This is a genomic window from Haladaptatus sp. SPP-AMP-3 (assembly GCF_049568665.1).
GTDB classification, from domain to species: Archaea; Halobacteriota; Halobacteria; order Halobacteriales; family Haladaptataceae; genus Haladaptatus; species Haladaptatus paucihalophilus.
Genome location: NZ_CP145897.1, coordinates 2,417,102 through 2,433,221, shown reverse-complemented (window position 1 = coordinate 2,433,221; position 16,120 = coordinate 2,417,102). Strand labels below are relative to the sequence as shown.

General features: G+C 62.7%; 16 protein-coding genes. 11 read left to right on the top strand and 5 right to left on the bottom strand.

Annotation, left to right across the window (positions count from 1 at the left end; translation table 11 throughout):
• Nucleotides 1–9 precede the first annotated feature (9 nt).
• The 4 genes from V5735_RS13290 to V5735_RS13275 all read right to left on the bottom strand — a co-directional run bounded on the left by V5735_RS13290 (nt 10) and on the right by V5735_RS13275 (nt 3,922).
• Entirely contained in the window at nt 10–1,137 is a 1,128-nt protein-coding gene (locus V5735_RS13290; protein WP_423743957.1) for a site-2 protease family protein, read from the bottom strand.
• Between the two features lie 34 nt (nt 1,138–1,171).
• Complete coding sequence (locus V5735_RS13285; RefSeq protein ID WP_423743956.1) at nt 1,172–2,125, bottom strand: AEC family transporter; 954 nt, start codon at nt 2,123–2,125, stop codon at nt 1,172–1,174.
• A gap of 504 nt (nt 2,126–2,629) precedes the next feature.
• Nucleotides 2,630–2,881: a DUF7123 family protein gene (locus V5735_RS13280; RefSeq protein WP_007976710.1), complete on the bottom strand. Its 252-nt coding sequence runs from the start codon at nt 2,879–2,881 to the stop codon at nt 2,630–2,632.
• Nucleotides 2,882–3,124: 243 nt separating this feature from the next.
• A complete protein-coding gene (locus V5735_RS13275; protein WP_423743955.1) occupies nt 3,125–3,922 on the bottom strand; it encodes a molybdopterin synthase in 798 nt (265 codons plus the stop codon).
• 87 nt (nt 3,923–4,009) lie between these two features.
• On the opposite strand from V5735_RS13275, the gene pyrH reads away from it, so the two are divergent.
• The 5 genes from pyrH to V5735_RS13250 all read left to right on the top strand — a co-directional run bounded on the left by pyrH (nt 4,010) and on the right by V5735_RS13250 (nt 9,006).
• The gene (gene pyrH, locus V5735_RS13270; protein ID WP_007976704.1) at nt 4,010–4,729 is read left to right on the top strand and encodes a UMP kinase; all 720 of its coding nucleotides are present in this window, start codon (nt 4,010–4,012) and stop codon (nt 4,727–4,729) included.
• Nucleotides 4,726–6,381 (top strand): lysine--tRNA ligase, encoded by a 1,656-nt coding sequence (gene lysS / locus V5735_RS13265; protein ID WP_423743954.1) that lies wholly within the window; start codon nt 4,726–4,728, stop codon nt 6,379–6,381. The genes pyrH and lysS overlap by 4 nt, the downstream gene beginning before the upstream one ends.
• Nucleotides 6,382–6,526: 145 nt before the next feature.
• Entirely contained in the window at nt 6,527–6,823 is a 297-nt protein-coding gene (locus tag V5735_RS13260; protein WP_423743953.1) for a hypothetical protein, read from the top strand.
• A 72-nt stretch (nt 6,824–6,895) separates the two neighbouring features.
• On the top strand, nt 6,896–8,707 hold the full coding sequence (locus V5735_RS13255; RefSeq protein ID WP_423743952.1) for a site-2 protease family protein: 1,812 nt from the start codon (nt 6,896–6,898) through the stop codon (nt 8,705–8,707).
• 53 nt (nt 8,708–8,760) lie between these two features.
• Nucleotides 8,761–9,006, top strand: a complete 246-nt coding sequence (locus tag V5735_RS13250; protein ID WP_423743951.1) for a hypothetical protein — start codon at nt 8,761–8,763, stop codon at nt 9,004–9,006.
• 87 nt (nt 9,007–9,093) lie between these two features.
• Here the strand turns inward: V5735_RS13250 and V5735_RS13245 are convergent, their stop codons facing one another.
• Nucleotides 9,094–9,609, bottom strand: coding sequence for a PadR family transcriptional regulator (locus V5735_RS13245; protein ID WP_423743950.1), 516 nt, complete (start codon nt 9,607–9,609; stop codon nt 9,094–9,096).
• A gap of 133 nt (nt 9,610–9,742) precedes the next feature.
• On the opposite strand from V5735_RS13245, the gene V5735_RS13240 reads away from it, so the two are divergent.
• The 6 genes from V5735_RS13240 (at nt 9,743) to V5735_RS13215 (ending at nt 16,078) form a co-directional block, all read left to right on the top strand.
• Nucleotides 9,743–11,263, top strand: a complete 1,521-nt coding sequence (locus V5735_RS13240; protein WP_423743949.1) for a heme-binding protein — start codon at nt 9,743–9,745, stop codon at nt 11,261–11,263.
• 302 nt (nt 11,264–11,565) lie between these two features.
• The gene (locus V5735_RS13235) at nt 11,566–12,465 is read left to right on the top strand and encodes an acyltransferase (RefSeq protein WP_423743948.1); all 900 of its coding nucleotides are present in this window, start codon (nt 11,566–11,568) and stop codon (nt 12,463–12,465) included.
• A gap of 39 nt (nt 12,466–12,504) precedes the next feature.
• A complete protein-coding gene (locus V5735_RS13230; RefSeq protein ID WP_423743947.1) occupies nt 12,505–13,584 on the top strand; it encodes a PQQ-dependent sugar dehydrogenase in 1,080 nt (359 codons plus the stop codon).
• 73 nt (nt 13,585–13,657) lie between these two features.
• Nucleotides 13,658–13,951 (top strand): DUF7577 domain-containing protein, encoded by a 294-nt coding sequence (locus V5735_RS13225; RefSeq protein ID WP_423743946.1) that lies wholly within the window; start codon nt 13,658–13,660, stop codon nt 13,949–13,951.
• Between the two features lie 35 nt (nt 13,952–13,986).
• Nucleotides 13,987–14,724 carry a hypothetical protein gene (locus V5735_RS13220; RefSeq protein WP_423743945.1) on the top strand — a complete coding sequence of 246 codons (738 nt, stop codon included), beginning with the start codon at nt 13,987–13,989 and terminating at the stop codon, nt 14,722–14,724.
• A 196-nt stretch (nt 14,725–14,920) separates the two neighbouring features.
• The gene (locus V5735_RS13215; protein WP_423743944.1) at nt 14,921–16,078 is read left to right on the top strand and encodes a GAF domain-containing sensor histidine kinase; all 1,158 of its coding nucleotides are present in this window, start codon (nt 14,921–14,923) and stop codon (nt 16,076–16,078) included.
• Nucleotides 16,079–16,120: the final 42 nt, after the last annotated feature.

Sequence of the window (16,120 nt, the reverse complement as noted above, 5' to 3'; positions counted from 1 at the left end):
ATATTCGGTCTACGGGCCGATTATCTCGATGGGAACCGGGGTGAAACAGAGGACGCCGACGATGAAGGTCAGGATTCCGATCGCCATCCGTTTCGCATCGAGGCCGTCCTCGTTGACGGGATTCGCCGGGCCGACGTACGCGAAGAACATCGACAAGAAGCCCCAGATAACCCACAGCACGGTCGCGTTGCTCACGTCGAGGACGTAGAAGACGTAGGCGGCGAGGCCGAACAGCATCGCGGGGACGAGGGCCGCGATACTTTCCTGGCGCTCGCCGATCATCGCGCGAACGATGTGGCCACCGTCGAGTTGGCCGACCGGGATGAGGTTGAGGAAGGTGACGAACATGCCGACCCACCCGCCGATGACGACCGGATTGACCGACCGCGACGGGTCGGCGAAGGTGAGCGGTTGCCCCATCACGGCGGCGATGCCCTTGAGCAGGGGCGGGTAGCCGAACTGCACTTCCATGGTGTTCGCGCTGTTGATGACCGACTGCGGGACGGTCACGGGGTCGAGCGTCAAACCGACCGCGGTGACGACGACGGTCGCAACGAGGCCCGCGATGGGGCCAGCGATGCCGATATCGAAGAGCGCCTTTCGGTTGGGCATCTGGCCCTTCATCCGGATGACGGCACCCATCGTTCCGATGATAGAAAGCGGAACGGGGATGAAATACGGAAGGCTCGCCTCCACGCCGTGGTAGCGACTCATGACGTAGTGACCCAGTTCGTGAGTCCCGAGCACGCCCATGACGGCGAACGTGAACGGCCACGCGGTCATCACGGCCCCGACCGGGTTCGAGACGGGATTGACGTGGTACCACAGTGTCCCCGCCCACAGCGTCGAGAGAACGGTGGCGAGAAACAGGACGACGTTCTTCCACGGAACCCCGTTCGGGCCGAGGTGTACGGGTTCGGCGACGAGGACGTACTCCCCCATCCGCGTCGAAAGCGAGACCTCGTACCCCTGTTCGCGAAAGAGCGGCCAGACGGTCTGCATCAGTCGCTCTTGGGTGACGAGCGGTTCCCCGTAATAAACCAACTGCTCGCCATCAGTTCGAACGTCGTACACCCGAAACACCGAGCGTAACCGTTCTAGCGAGGGGCCTGAATCGAGCGGCTCCGTTGAAGCCATTCGGTCCTACTACGGAACGAATGGGTATAAACCCCTAGACGACGGCGCCGGACTGCAGGACGGCGATGAGGAGCGTCAGGACCGGAACGCTCGCGAGCGTGCTCACGAAGATGGCGGTGCTCACGTACTCCGGGCCGGAGAGACCTCCGCTCGACCCGCGGTCGTATTCGATACAGAGGATGAGCGGCGTTACGGCGGCGGGCATCGCACATTCGAGGACGAACACGCGTGCGACGGTGACGTCCGAAAACCCGAGCAGGAAGACCACGCCGACGGCGAGAACCGGGGCCACGACGAGCTTCAAGACGTTCGAAACGCCGACGCGTGCCACGGCCGCCCCCGAGTCGGTGTTCGCCAGTTGAATCCCGAGCATGAGCAACATGATGGGAATCGCGGCGTCGCCGGTCAGTTTCAGCGTGCTCATCATCGCCGAGTCGGCGGGCGGGACGACGCCGAGGAACCGGACGACTCCGGCCGCGAGGACGGCGTAGACGAGCGGGAGTTTGAACACCTCCCGAACGGCGGCGAGGTTCGAGGTTTCGTCGCCGCGCGAAGCGATGTAGACGCCGAGGGTGTAGGTCAAGACCGACTGGGCGGCGATGTAGAGAATCGCGGTACTCCGTCCGACGCCGTCGAAGGCGAACTGCGAGAGCGGAATCCCGTAGTTGCCCGCGTTGGGAAACGTGCTCGACAGGACGAGCGCGCCGAGGACGGGTTCCGTCTCGCCGAGCGCACGACCGACCAGTTCCGCGACGACGGCCATGCCGACCGTGAAGACCAGCACACCCGCGGCGAGCGTGAGCACCGTTTCCCCGCCGAGCGAGGAGGTCGTGAGGCTGTGGAACACCAGCGCGGGCGTCAAAACGTAAATCGTGACCGTTCCGAGGGCGCTCACCTCGATGTCGCGCACGGTACCGAGGAGAAATCCGACGGCGGCGACGGCGAGAACGGGCAAAATCGCGGACGTCAACGCAGAGAGGAGTGACACTGGTCGAACGAAAACAGCGGGCGACTACAAAAGCGTCGAAGGCGGAAAAGCGGGAGGCGTCAGGATCAGGAGGTGGATCATCGGGAGGCGAAAGAGGGAGATGACGAGGGTGGAACGGAGCGGGAGAGAATGCGGGGAACGGAGCGGGAGAGAATGCGGGGAACGGAGGAGAGCGGCGGAAGGGGACGAGTAAGAGGGAGGGCGTGCGTGGCAGACTCGGGACAGCGGACGGGAACCGTTTCAGGTCGTGAACTGAGGGGCGGTCGGTTCAGGAGGGGTTGCGAGTTCGGGAACGCGATTCGGCGGGTGCGGAGCGTTTCGGGGTGCGGGGCTTTTGAGCGGGTTGCGATGTGGGGCGATGGAGCGTCGTTGCGACGGATGTTCTCGGGGTGGAGGGTGTGGCTGTGGTGGAATTCGGGGTGGATTCTGGTTGGGGGTTGCGGGCGTGGGATTCGGAGGGCGGTCAGGGATTGCGGGACGCACGCGGGGAGCGGTGAGCCGAAGTTACGCGGGAGCGATGCGCCACGTGGTCGCGCTCGTGTACGACCACTTCTCGACTTCGAGTTCGGCACAGTCGGTCAGTTTGACCATCAGCGCGCCGATCTCCTTGGAGGAGAGGCCGACTTCGTCCGCGATGAACTTGCTCTTGAAGTAGAGCTCGCCATCGCTCGCTTTCTCGCAAAGGTACTGCTTGAGGCGGGCTTCCTTGGATTCCGGTTCAGGGCTTTCGGTGGCGGCTTGGGTGGTAGCGCTCATGTGCTGACTCCGGTTTCACCATGGAGCGGGGATATGTTATAAAGGGAGGAAGCTTAGGGTAGTTTCGGGAATCTTTAGGAGAATTGAACGCAAAGTAGCGTGAATACGAGTAAAAACGACGTTTTACGACCGCCTCTAATCTCTTCTAAAAGTTTAAAATCACTTCTCGAATTTTATTTCTGAGAAAATAGCTTGCTACCCGAAAGGGAGGAAAGTGGACAGAATAGGGACAATTTTCCGTCGTTATCGTTCGTGAACCCAGAACTGCTCGTCAAGCGTCACCTCCTTTTTGAAAATCGGCACCTCGTCTTTCAACCGATCGATGCCGTCCTCGACGGTGCGAAACGCCTCCTCGCGGTGTCCAGCCAGCACGACGACGAACACGATGTCCTCGCCGTAGTCGATGCGACCGGTTCGGTGATGCATGAGAACTCGAAAAACGCCGTCCCGCGCTTCGAGGTCGGAGCGAATCGCGTCCAACTTGGCGTCCGCGACGCCCTCGTACATCTCGAAGTCGAGGAATTCGGTCGGCGTGTCGTCGTCCGAGTCCTTCGCCCGAACGCGTCCGGTGAACGTGGCGATGGCACCCGAGCGCTCCGCCTTCGGGTCGCGTTTCACCCGCGCGACGAGCGATTCGAGCGTCTCGTAGGGTTCGGTCGCTTCGAGTTCGTCCACGACCGCTTCGACGTCGAGTTCCGCGGGACCGTCCGCGCGGACGAGGGTCGTACCCACGTGGCCCGCGTCGCCGAGAACGACGGTCGGCAGGTCGGCGTTCGGAAACCCGATGACGGCGGCGTAGTCGTGCGTCGGTGCGAGCGTATCGAGAACGTCGGTCACGGATTTGTCTTCCCCGCGTGCGCGCCAACCGTCGGTATCGAGTTCGAACGCGGTCTCGGCGGTCGAAGCGTCGGATGGCTCGGGAACCTCCGAGTCGTGCGATTCGTGCCGGACGGTTCCCACCCTTCCTCGGTCCGCGAATCGGTCAGCAAGTCGGTCGGCGACGGCATCGGCCCCGTCGCCGACGACACCCACTACCTTCATGAACGTACAGGCGGGAGCGAGTCGCTTTTAGCCTTCGGTCGGAAGTTGAGAACGCTTAAGGCCGCGTCCGGGTAAGACGGCGATAGAATGAAGGTGGTCGTTTCTATCGGCGGTAGTGTGCTCGCGCCGGACCTGGAGTCCCAACGAGTGCGCGGACACGCCGAAGTCATCGAATCGCTCGCAACGGAGGGGTGTACTATCGGCGCGGTCGTCGGGGGCGGCGGCGTCGCCCGGGAGTACATCGGAACCGCGCGGAACCTCGGCGCGAACGAGATAGAACTGGACGATATCGGAATCGACGTGACGCGACTCAACGCTCGCTTGCTCATCGCGGCGCTCGGCGAGCAAGCCGCGCCGAGTCCGGCCGAGACGTACGAAGAGGCGGGGACCGCGATGCATCGCGGCGACATCGCCGTCATGGGCGGCGTGATGCCCGGACAGACGACGGACGCCGTGAGCGCCGCGCTGGCCGAGTACACCAACGCCGACCTGCTCGTCTACGCGACGAGCGTGAACGGCGTGTACAGCGACGACCCGAACGAGGTCGCGGACGCGACGAAGTACGACGAACTCTCCGCGAGCGAACTCGTGGACGTCATCGCCGACCTCGAAATGACCGCGGGCAGTTCCGCACCCGTTGACCTGCTGGCCGCGAAACTCATCGGGCGCTCCGGCGTTCGAACCATCGTCCTCGACGGAACCGAACCGGAGCGAATCGCCGATGCCGTCCTCAACGGGGACCACACCGGTACGGACATCATCCCCGAGGGAGCGGAAGACGAGATGACCTACTGGGTACAAGAATGAGCGCCGGGACGGCACCGACCGACGACCGCGACGAGGTGGACGAGGAAAACCACCACGTCTTCTGGGCCGACGAGGTGGCTGACCGAATCGAGGCGCGGGACCCCGAGGACCCCATCGTCATCAAGGGCGGTATCTCGCCGTCCGGCGTTCCCCACCTGGGAAACGTCAACGAGATTATGCGTGGCTACTTCGTCGCCGAAGTGCTCCGCGACAGGGGCCACAAGGTCCGACAGGTGTTCACCGCCGACGACCGCGACCCGCTCCGAAAGCTCCCACGAAAGCTCGCCGACTTGGACGGCAACATCGTCGAGTTGGGCGACGTGAACGCCGGGGCGCTCGGACGAAATCTCGGAAAGCCGTACACCGACATCCCGGACCCGTTCGACTGCTGTGACTCCTACGGGAAGCACTTCTCGAACCTCATCCAGCAGAGCGCGGACCTCTTGGGCGTCCCCATCGACGTGATGTCGAACACCGAGATGTACACGTCCGGCGAGTTGGAGGACGTGACCCGAGACCTCCTCGAAAACGCCGAGACGGCGCGCGAGGTGCTCGCGGAGTATCAGGACAAGGTGGACGAGGAGTACATCCCGTTCAACCCCATCTGCGAGGAGTGTGGCAAGGTGACGGAGACGGTGACGGCGTTCGACGTGGATGCGGGCACCGTCGAGTACGTCTGCACCGACCTGAAGGCGGGCGACAACGTCATCGACGGCTGCGGACACGAAGGGACGGCGACCCTCCGCGACGGGAAACTCCCGTGGCGCTTCGAGTGGCCAGCCCAGTGGAAGACGCTCGGCGTGGACTTCGAACCGTTCGGCAAGGACCACGCTGAAGGCTCGTGGCCGAGCGGCGAGGACATCGCCCGCAACGTGATGGACTTCGAACCGCCGGTGCCGATGACATACGAGTGGTTCACGCTCAACGGGAAGCCGTTCTCTTCCTCCGAGGGGAACATCGTGCTCGTCTCGGAAGTGTTGGAACTGCTCGAACTCGAGGTGTTGCGTTACTTCTTCACCAAGGACCCAAGCAAGGCGCGCGACTTCGACATCGGCCGCCTCGACCTGCTGGTGGACGAGTTCGACCGCTTCGAGCGGATTTACTTCGGCGAAGAGGACGCCGACGAGCGCGAGCAGGCGCTCGCCGAGCGGGTGTACCCGATGGTCGTGGCGGACCCGCGGGAAGAGCGGATTCGCATCCCGTACACCTTCGCCGCCATCTTGGGCATGACGGACGACCGCGAACTCCGCGAGGAAATCGCGCGGCGCGAAGGCCACATCCCGGACGACGCGCCGGAGTGGGCCGTCGAGGCCGCCCTCGCACGCGTCGAACAGGCGGAGGCGTGGGCGAAGCGGACGGGCAACGAGTACGACTACGACCTGAAGCGAACCGAGATGCCGAACGTGGACCTCGATACCGAGACCGACGCCGCGCTGTCGGAACTGGCGGATTTCATCGAAGCGGGTCACGACGGCGAGGAGATTCAGGGCGAAATCTACGAGACCGCAAAGCGCCACGACATCGACATCGGCGACTTCTTCGGCGTGGGCTATCAGCTCTTTTTCGGCGAGGAACAGGGTCCGAAACTCGGACCGTTTCTCTCGAATCTGGACGAGGAGTTCGTCTTAGGGCGTCTGCGCCGCGAACGCTAGCTGCCAACAGAGTTAAGTCAATTGGCAGGTAGTACCCTATTACGTCCGACTAACAAGGACATAACAAAGTACCTCCCAGTCGTACGAAACAATGTAGAGTCGGATTGACGACCAATCACGTCAACGACGAAACCGATATGATATCATGGCCCTGATAGAACTCAATCTAGAGAAGCCAGCATTGAAGCGAACCGAACTCGTCGAGGAATCCGAGGTCGAGACGGCCGAGGAACCAGAAACGGAAACCGAAACGGCGGACGCGGAAGAGACGGACGTCGAGGAGACGAAGGGCGGCAGCAAAGTCCGCACCTTCGCCCGCCGCGCGGCCGTCCTCGGTGGCACCGCCGCCGGACTCGCCGCGGCCCGAAAGCTCCAGCAGAAACGGAGCGGTACGGACGAAGAGCAGCAGGAACTCGAAGAAGACTGGCAGACCGCGGAATAACGGAGTACCGTCCGAAATTTTTTCACGTTCGTTCCCAAACGCCTTTGAGCGACGGCCCCCTTCGTTTCACCAATGGATACGCTCCTCTGGGTCCTCCTCGGACTCGCCGCCTACTGGTTCATCCTGCTTGGACTACGGGCGAACGATATGCTGCCCTCCTATATCGGCATGCAGGGACCGGTGCTGACCCTTCACACGCAACGAGGAAAGAGACTCATCGACCGCCTCGCACGGCCGAAACGGTTCTGGCGGGCGTGGGGGAACTTCGGTCTCGGAATCGCGCTCGTCGTGATGGTCGGGACCTTCCTCCTGCTCGTCGTGCAGGCAATCGTCGTGGTGCAAAATCCGCCCGCACCGTCGGCGGTCACCCAACCGCGGAACGTGCTCGTCATCCCGGGCGTCAACGAGTTCCTGCCGCTGTCGGTCGCCCCCGAAATCCTGCTCGGCCTCCTCATCGGATTGGTCGTCCACGAGGGCGGACACGGCATCTTCTGCCGCGTCGAAGACATCGAAATCCGGTCGATGGGGCTCGCGCTCCTCGCGTTCCTCCCGGTCGGCGCGTTCGTCGAACCGGACGAGGAGAGCAGAAAGGACGCCGACCGGGGAAGTCAAAGCCGCATGTTCGCGGCCGGTGTGACGAACAACTTCGCGATAACCATCCTCGCGTTTTTGCTCCTCTTCGGCCCGGTGATGGCCTCGATTTCCGTCGCCTCGGGCGCGGCGGTCGGCGGGGTGTTCCCGGGGTCCGCGGCGGACACCGCGAACGTCCAGCGCGGCGACCGAATCGTCGCCGTCAACGGGACGGCCGTGGAGAGCAACGGCGACCTCAACGACAAACTCGCCGACATTCAGAGTCGGTCCGTGTCGGTGACGCTGAACCGCGACGGCGAGGAACGCAAAACCACGATTCAGCGCAGCCTGCTCATCACCGGCGTCGCACAGGGCTCGCCGTTCGCGGCGGGTGCGGAGAAGGGAGAAAACATCACGGCGGCCAACGGACAGTCCGTGTACACCGAACGCACGCTGCGTCGGCAACTCGCGGACGACAACATCGCCACCCTGACCGTGAACGGACAGCAGGTGAGCGGTCCGGTCGGGGCGCTCTCGACCGTGCAGGCGGACGGCCCCATCGCCAGTCAGACGGACTTGCAGTCCGGGGACGCCATCGTCATCACGTCGATAAACGACAACCGAATCGGCAACAGCAGTGAGTTGAGCGACACCCTCGACGGGTACGAGGCGGGCCAGACCGTGAGCGTCGAAGCCTACGTCAACCAGAGCGGGACCTACGTTCGACACGATTACGACGTGACGCTCAAGGACAATGGCAACGGGAAGGCCATCGTCGGCATCCTCGTCTCGCCCGGCGTCTCGGGAATCTCGGTGAGCAGCTTCGGAACTCGGCTCTACCCGGCGGGGACGTTCCACGACCTCGTGTCGGGGCAGTTCATCTCCGTGTTCGGCGGCGGCGGTGGCGGCGGACCGGTGACGACGTTCCTGCTCGGTATCGCGGGCACGCTGTTGCTTCCGTTCGCGAGCCTCTCGATGCCCGTCGGCTACAACTTCGCTGGCTTCGTCGGCTGGAACAGCAACTTCTACGTCGTGCAGGGACCGCTGTCGGCCTTCGGCGGCGGCACCTTCCTGCTGGCGAACGTGCTGTTCTGGACGGGGTGGATTAACCTCAACCTCGGCTTCTTCAACTGCATCCCGGCGTTCCCGCTCGACGGCGGGCATATCCTCCGCATGGGTGCCGAAGCCATCGTCTCGCGCCTCCCGACGAAACAAGGGCGGCAGGTGACCACGATGATAACGACGACGGTCGGACTGGTCATGCTCGCCAGCCTCATCCTCATGGTGTTCGGGCCGCGCCTGCTCTCGGGATAGCCGGTATCCATCGACGAGTCAGATTCTTTTTGTGCGCCGTTTTCCGTCGGTTCTTGTCCGCCGTTTTCGTCTGTTCCATCGTTCTCACCCGCGCGGCAATCGTCGGATTTACCGTTCCCGTCGCGCTTGCCAACGACATGTCGCTACTGGAACTGCTCGGATTCGTGTTCGGGGGGTGGTTCGTCCTCGTCACGTCCGTCTACTTCGGCGTGAAAGGAGCACTGCAGTCGTACTTCGGGGAGACACCGCCGACAATCGACGGCGGCGAAAAATCGACGGACAGCAGTCACGCGGACTGAAGGGCGGTCGGTGACGAGAAGTGACGAGAGCGGCAAAAAACACGAACGGGAAGAAACGAGAGCGGCGAACGTCGAATCGCCGACCGGTCAGTCTTCGAGGCCCATCCGCTCGTAGAACTCCTCGGGCGTGTCGGGGATGCGCTCGAAGTCGCCGAAGTCGCGCTCGTGGTGGCGGATTATCTGCTCGACGATCCACGAGCTGAAGGTCTCGTCGAACTGCCATTCCCCCTCGGGACTTTCGACTTCGAACCGATCGTCGGTCGAAAAGGAGACGTAGACGTGATAGAAGCCGAGGATGACGTCGGCGAACTCGCGGGCTTTCGTTCCGCTTTCCTTGCGCTTCTCGTGGAGTTCGTCGCGTCCCTCGTCGGTCAGCTTGAAATATTTCCGGTCCGATTCGTCCTCACGCTCGATTCGTTCGGTCCATCCCTTGTCTTCGAACTTGTAGAGAATGGGATACACCGACCCGTAGGACGGTTCCCAGTGGCCGCCGCTTATCTCGCGTATTTCTTTCAGTATCTCGTACCCGTACCGTGGTTTTTCGTCTAGAAGTTCGAGCACGAGGTACGATATCAGGCCTTTCGGCGGGCCACTTTTCCGCATCGGGTGGGGATTTAAGTCGTGATTTTGAAAGGCTTTCGGTCGGGGCGACCGCTACCGGAGTACTGTCAACGGTCGGGACTGTGGACGGCCCAAACTCAAAAGTTCCTTGTCCGGTGGCTCCCAACCTCCACGTATGCCGAAACAGGTACCACCGACCCGCGAAGGATGGTATGCGCTTCACGACTTCCGAACCATCGACTGGGACGCGTGGCGAGACGCACCGGAACGAACCCGGGAAGCCGCACTCGCGGATGGCGTCGAGTTTCTCCAAGCGCGCGAAAGCGTCACCGACGCGGAGGACGGTTCCTCGGCCGTGTTCAGCATCATGGGCCACGAGGCGGACCTGCTGATACTCCACTTCCGTCCGACCGTCGCGGCCCTCGATACGGCGGAACGGGCCTTCGAGCGGACCGAGTTCGCGGACTTCACCGAGCGGACCGACTCCTACACCTCCGTCACCGAGGTCGGGAGCTACACCTCCGACGAGATGGTGAAAGCGCCCGAGGACATCGAGGACACCGGCATGGCCCGCTACGTGGCGAGCAAACTCTATCCCGATATCCCGGACGCGGAGTTCGTCTGTTTCTACCCGATGAGCAAACGCCGCCTGCCGGAGGCGAACTGGTACGATACGCCGTACGACGAGCGCGCAGAGATGATGGCCAGCCACGGCGAAATCGGGAAGACCTACGCCGGAAAGGTCACCCAAATCATCACCGGAAGCATCGGGATGGAGGAGTACGAGTGGGGCGTGGACCTGTTCAGCAACGACCCGACGCACATCAAGGACATCCTGTACGAGATGCGCTTCGACGAGGCGAGTTCCCGCTTCGCGGAGTTCGGGTCGTTCTCCTTCGGACGGCGCTTCCCGCCGGAGGACCTCCCCGCGTTCATGGCGGGAGAAGAAATCCCGACGCCCGAGGACGCACACCCGCACGGTGGCGCACACGGGGCCGCCGGACACGAGCACAGTCACGGGGACACCGAACATGAACACGGACACGCCGAACACGGCGAAAGCCACGGACACGGTGACGACGGAGCGGACAGCCCACACGGAACGGATGAGAAGGAGGCCGAAGGCATCCGCGGCGAACTCCAAGACCTCGACATCTACGCCGGACAGCCCCACGGCGAGGACGTGTACTCCATCGTGCTGTACTCCGAGGCCGACGCGGACGAACTGTTCGAGGAAGTCGACGGTCTGCGGAAGAACTTCGACCACTACGACACCCACGTCAAAACGGCGGTGTACGAGGGAGACGAGCGGGCCGCGGTCGTGAGCATCTGGGACACCCAGAGCGCGGCCGAGACGGCGGGCGGCTTCCTCGCCGACCTCCCCGGAGTCGTCGCTCGCGCTGGTGAAGAGAGCGGCTTCGGCACGATGGGGATGTTCTACACCGTCAAGCCCGAACACCGCGAGGATTTCGTCGAGAAGTTCGGGACCGTCGGCGAAGTGCTCGCCGAGATGGACGGCCACTTCGACTCCGAACTGCTGTCGAACTACGAGGACGAAAACGATATGTTCATCGCCAGCCAGTGGCGCTCGAAGGACGACGCGATGGACTTCTTCCGAAGCGACGACTTCAGGAACACGGTTAGCTGGGGTCGTGACGTTCTGGCCGACCGACCGCGACACGTCTTCCTGGCGTAAGCGGGCGAACCGACCGTTTCTCTTTTACACCGACTCGACGTCGATGTCCACCGACGCTCGTCCCGCCAGTTCAGCCGAAACGCGGCGGTCAACGGGTCGTCGGTCGTGGTGTGAAGGCGGGACGAGAACGAATGGGTCCGCGTTCCGAGCGACGGAGATGGACCACAAAGAACTCGATACCGTCCTTCGAATCACGGTTCGTATCGAAAATTCGAAAATCGGGCACTCGCCGCCGCAACCAAAACCCCCTTCCCCACGGATGGGTTATTAAGCGATAAGAAAATCGAGAGTGAAATAAGCCTATGACAAAGCGACACGTCACGCTCCCGGAGTCCGCTGAGGCGGGCGTACGCGGGTTCATCGACGAAGTGGACGAACGGCTCGCAAGTGACGAAGACACGTGCAGGGTGGTAAAGGAGGTGCTCATCGACCTGCACGGCGACCGGGACGCCTACGAATCGTGGCAGAACGGCGAACCGGTGTCGAACGCCGAACGCGTACGCCTCCAGAGCTACGACCCCTGTAACTCGACGCTGGAGAGCGAATACTACGCCGAGAAGGACGAGGAGAAGTTCCGCACGTCCAAACACCTCCAGTGGCTCTGGCGGCAGTTCGACGCGACGCCGATGGCCGATAACGTCGAATTCGCCCTTCGGTTCCGCGAGATGCTCGCCAACCACCTCTTCGAGGAGGCGGGCGACAACCTCCGAATCTTCAAGGGCGTCACGATGACCTACGGCCACAACATCTCCGTCGGCGACAACACGGTTATCCACGACGACGTGCACCTCGACGACCGCGGGGAATTGACCATCGGGAACCGCTGTTCTATCAGCGACAACGTACACATCTACAGCCACGACCACGACATCGTGGACCAGACGGACGTGACGAACTTCCACACGATAATCGAAGACGACGCGCGCGTGACCTACGACGCGATGGTGCGCGCCGGTATGAAGGTCGGCGAAGACGCCGTCGTCGGGGCGCGGTCCGTCGTCCAGAGCGATATTCCCGCCCATCACATCGCCGTCGGCACCCCCGCAAAGAGCATCAAAATCAAGCCGGGATGGGAGGACGAGGCCGCTCCGTTGGACGACGTTCCGCCGACGGAAAAGGAGTCGCGGCGCATCGACTACGAACTCCCGGAGGACTTCGAACCGTTCGACGAGTTCCAGCGGCCCCTCGATTCGTCGGAGTAACCCGTATCGCTTTTCTCCTGTCAATCCGTCATGTGAGGTATGCGACGCCGCACGTACCTCCAATCGATGGCACTCGGTATCACGGGACTCGCCGGGTGTATTGACTCCCCTGGCCGGTCCACGGGAGCGACGACCACGAACGGGGAACGGGGGGTGCGTGTGAAGACGGTCGCCATGAACCTCGAAGTGCCGTGGGGTGCCGCGTTCTCGTCGAACGGCGACCTCTATTTCACCGAGCGGCCGGGACGGATTCGTCGGATTCGGGACAACGACCACGAGATAATCGCTGACGTGACGAACCGAATCGCGCACGTCGGAGAAGGTGGATTGCTCGGCCTCGCGTTCCACCCGAAAAACGAGAATTTGGCGTACACCTACCAGACCTACGAGTCCGGAGGAACGCTCCAAAACCGGGTCGTCCGCCACCGCGTCAGCGACGGATTCGAACGGGAGGCGGTCGTTCTCGACGGAATTCCGGCGACGTCCAACCATGACGGTGGACGACTGTTGATTCACGACGACGCGCTGTTCGTCACCACCGGAGACGCGTCGGACAGACAGCTGGCACAGGACGCGGACTCGTTGGCCGGGAAGGTCCTCAGGCTGACGTTGGACGGACGCCCGCACCCGGAAAATCCGTTCGACAACGAAGTGTTCACCTACGGTCATCGAAATCCGCAAGGGTTGGCGTTCGACGAGGGGACCCTCTACAGCACGGAACACGGTCCCGACGTGAACGACGAAATCAACATCCTCGAAGCGGGGCGCAACTACGGGTGGCCCGACGTGACCGGGAAGAGCGACGAGTACGCGAACCCGATTGCGACCTACACGCCGACCATCGCGCCCGGCGGAGCGACGTTTTACGACGGTCCGATATCACAGTGGAAGGGCGACTTCTTCTTCGGGTCGCTCGTCGATACGCACCTTCACCGGGTACGAATCGACGGGCGGAACGTGGTCGAACAGGAGCGACTCCTCGACGGGGAGTACGGCCGCCTCCGGACCACCTTCACCGGACCGAACGGGGATTTGTACGTCATGACGAGCAACCGAGACGGGCGCGCGTCGAACCCGGCACCGCAGGACGACCGCATTCTCAAACTCCGACCGGCGTAACCGCCAGAGTTCATTCAGTTCGAAAACACTTCTGAATCCTGTCGTGCGAAGCTACCAAGTAGCATGGCGACGTATGTCATGGTATCCCATGAACGTCTGGGGGTGGATAATCCTGTACGTCGTCCTGTTCGTAGGCCTACAGCTCCTCATCTACCGGTATCTCCGGAGTGAGGACGATTCACCGCTGTTCGCGTCCACTCCATCCGGGCCGGACGGACGGGTTCCCGACGACATCCGTCGAGATAGCATCCTCGAGGAGTTCAACGAAAGTGACTCGGACAGACGCGTCTGTCCACACTGTGGCACGGAAAACGGTACCGAGTACACGTTCTGCCGGGAGTGTATCGGCCCGCTCGGCGTGTGGTAGTCACGCTTTTCCCGACCGCACACCCACCGTGAGCCATGCCTCGCGCCGTCGCCATCAACGTCGCCGCTAATACGAACCAACCCGGCGTCCGCGGTCCGATATTCCCGGACGGGGGGTTCGAGTACCTCCCGATACCGGAACCGGAGCCGACCGCTCGCTCCGTCCCGACGTACGCCGACCTCGACACTACCGTCGAACTGCCGAGCGGGGCGGAGGAACTCTCCGTTCACCTCGACCCGGAGTTCGCCGAGTACCCCTGCTGTGAACGCTACACCTACGGCGACCCCTTCGGCGTGAAGGCTCGACCGCTGCTGTCGCTGACCGCGGGCGATTACGTCTTCTTCTACGCGACGCTCTCGACGGCCGGGGAGCCAAACCGCGAGTGGATTGCACCGGAGTGGGGGACGTACATCATCGGTCAGTTTCGGCTGGCGCTCGACCCGATTTCCGGCGAGGAGTTCGCGGAACTTCCGGCGGAGACGCGGGCGACGTTCGAGAACAACGCCCACCTGAAGCGCGAGGAGTTCGACGCGGAGGTGCTGGTGGTGGGGAGCGAGGACGAGTCAGAACTCTACGAGACGGCGGTTCCGTTGAGCAGTCCCGAAGCGGGAGTGACGGCGAACCGAATCGTAACCGAACTGTCGAGCGATTCGGGAAAGGGTCCGTGGTGGCGACGACCCATGAAATTCGGGGACGACGAGACGGAGGAACTACGTTCAATTCGGGCCGACGAGGCCTTCGAGCAGTGTTTTGACAGTGAAGAAGATGGATAGGGGTCGGAGCGAATGCTTTTATGTCGATCGAATGTAAACTGCCGAACAGAGAACCAAACAGTCATGTCTCCCGTCGTATATCACGGACGAAGTGCGAAAGAGCGTGATACGGGTTTTCGCCGACATCGCGTTTCCGCGGCGTCCACGCGACTCGCGTCACTCGCACGCGGCCAACCACACACCGTAGGTACGTAGCATGAGCAGGGACAAACGAACCGAGCACGCGGGACTCGAATCGGATTCGAAGCGGGACGACCCCGTTCTAACCGAGATCTACCGCGCCATCACGGACACGGGACAATCGTTCGAGCGGAAAGTCGAAGCGCTGTTGGAAATCGGCCGCGACGTCCTCGGAACGGAGTGCTGTGCTCTCTCCGCCGTCGACGGGGAGGAGTACGTCTTCGAATTCGTCCACGACCCGACGGACGAGACGAAAGCGGGAGACATCGTTCCCGTGGCGGAGACGAACTGTAAGCGTACCATCGACACCGGGCAAACGGTCGCCCTCGCCGACATCGCCGCCGAGGCCCCGGAAATGACCTCCCGCGCCGGGTTCATCGACATGGGCGCCCGCTGCTACATCGGAACGCCGGTCGTCGTCGGCGACGACGTGTACGGCACCGTCTGCTTTTACGACAATCAGAACCGCATCGAGGAGTTCACCCAGTGGGAAATCACGCTCGTCGAGTTCATCGGGAAGTGGATCGGCGATGAACTGGAACGCGACCGCCGCGAGGCGGACCTCACCCGACAGGGAAACCGCCTCGCGGAGTTCGAAATCACCGTCACCCACGACCTCCGGACCCCGGTACACGTCGCTCAAGCGTACGTCGAGTTCGCCCGCAAGGAAAACGATACCGAGCACCTCGACGGCATCGAGGACGCGCTCGACCGAATCGAGGCACTCATCGACGACGCGCGTTCGGTCACCGACGCCGAAGCGGACGACATCGACGCCACCGCGGTGGACCTCGAACACGTCGTCGTGGACGCGTGGGTGTCCACCGCGAACGACACCATCACGTTGGAGGTCGAGGACGAACTCGAACCCGTCGTGGGAAGCCACAGCCACCTCCAGCGGGCGTTCGAGAACCTGATTCGAAACACGGTGGAACACGCCGACACCGGCGCGACGATCCGCGTCGGCGCGCTCCCCGACCGCCCCGGCTTCTACTTCGAGGACGACGGCCACGGACTCTCCACCGACGAACACGGACAGGTGTTTCACCCCGATGGCACCGACGACGACACGAGACTCGGCACCGTCCGTGAAATCATCGACGCCCACGGCTGGTCGATTTCGGTGACGGACGGAACGAACGACGGCGTGCGATTCGAAATCGACGACGTGTAGAAGGGAGAGACAACGCCCGTAAGCGCATTCGCTCGTCACGTC

Coding starts and splice junctions, on each gene's coding strand:
- V5735_RS13225 (WP_423743946.1), top strand. CDS start 13,658: ATGTCATGGTATCCCATGAACGTCTGGGGGTGGATAATCCTGTACGTC.
- V5735_RS13245 (WP_423743950.1), bottom strand. CDS start 9,609: ATGCGGAAAAGTGGCCCGCCGAAAGGCCTGATATCGTACCTCGTGCTC.
- V5735_RS13290 (WP_423743957.1), bottom strand. CDS start 1,137: ATGGCTTCAACGGAGCCGCTCGATTCAGGCCCCTCGCTAGAACGGTTA.
- V5735_RS13240 (WP_423743949.1), top strand. CDS start 9,743: ATGCCGAAACAGGTACCACCGACCCGCGAAGGATGGTATGCGCTTCAC.
- V5735_RS13255 (WP_423743952.1), top strand. CDS start 6,896: ATGGATACGCTCCTCTGGGTCCTCCTCGGACTCGCCGCCTACTGGTTC.
- pyrH (WP_007976704.1), top strand. CDS start 4,010: ATGAAGGTGGTCGTTTCTATCGGCGGTAGTGTGCTCGCGCCGGACCTG.
- V5735_RS13230 (WP_423743947.1), top strand. CDS start 12,505: ATGCGACGCCGCACGTACCTCCAATCGATGGCACTCGGTATCACGGGA.
- V5735_RS13275 (WP_423743955.1), bottom strand. CDS start 3,922: ATGAAGGTAGTGGGTGTCGTCGGCGACGGGGCCGATGCCGTCGCCGAC.
- V5735_RS13280 (WP_007976710.1), bottom strand. CDS start 2,881: ATGAGCGCTACCACCCAAGCCGCCACCGAAAGCCCTGAACCGGAATCC.
- V5735_RS13235 (WP_423743948.1), top strand. CDS start 11,566: ATGACAAAGCGACACGTCACGCTCCCGGAGTCCGCTGAGGCGGGCGTA.
- V5735_RS13220 (WP_423743945.1), top strand. CDS start 13,987: ATGCCTCGCGCCGTCGCCATCAACGTCGCCGCTAATACGAACCAACCC.
- V5735_RS13215 (WP_423743944.1), top strand. CDS start 14,921: ATGAGCAGGGACAAACGAACCGAGCACGCGGGACTCGAATCGGATTCG.
- V5735_RS13260 (WP_423743953.1), top strand. CDS start 6,527: ATGGCCCTGATAGAACTCAATCTAGAGAAGCCAGCATTGAAGCGAACC.
- lysS (WP_423743954.1), top strand. CDS start 4,726: ATGAGCGCCGGGACGGCACCGACCGACGACCGCGACGAGGTGGACGAG.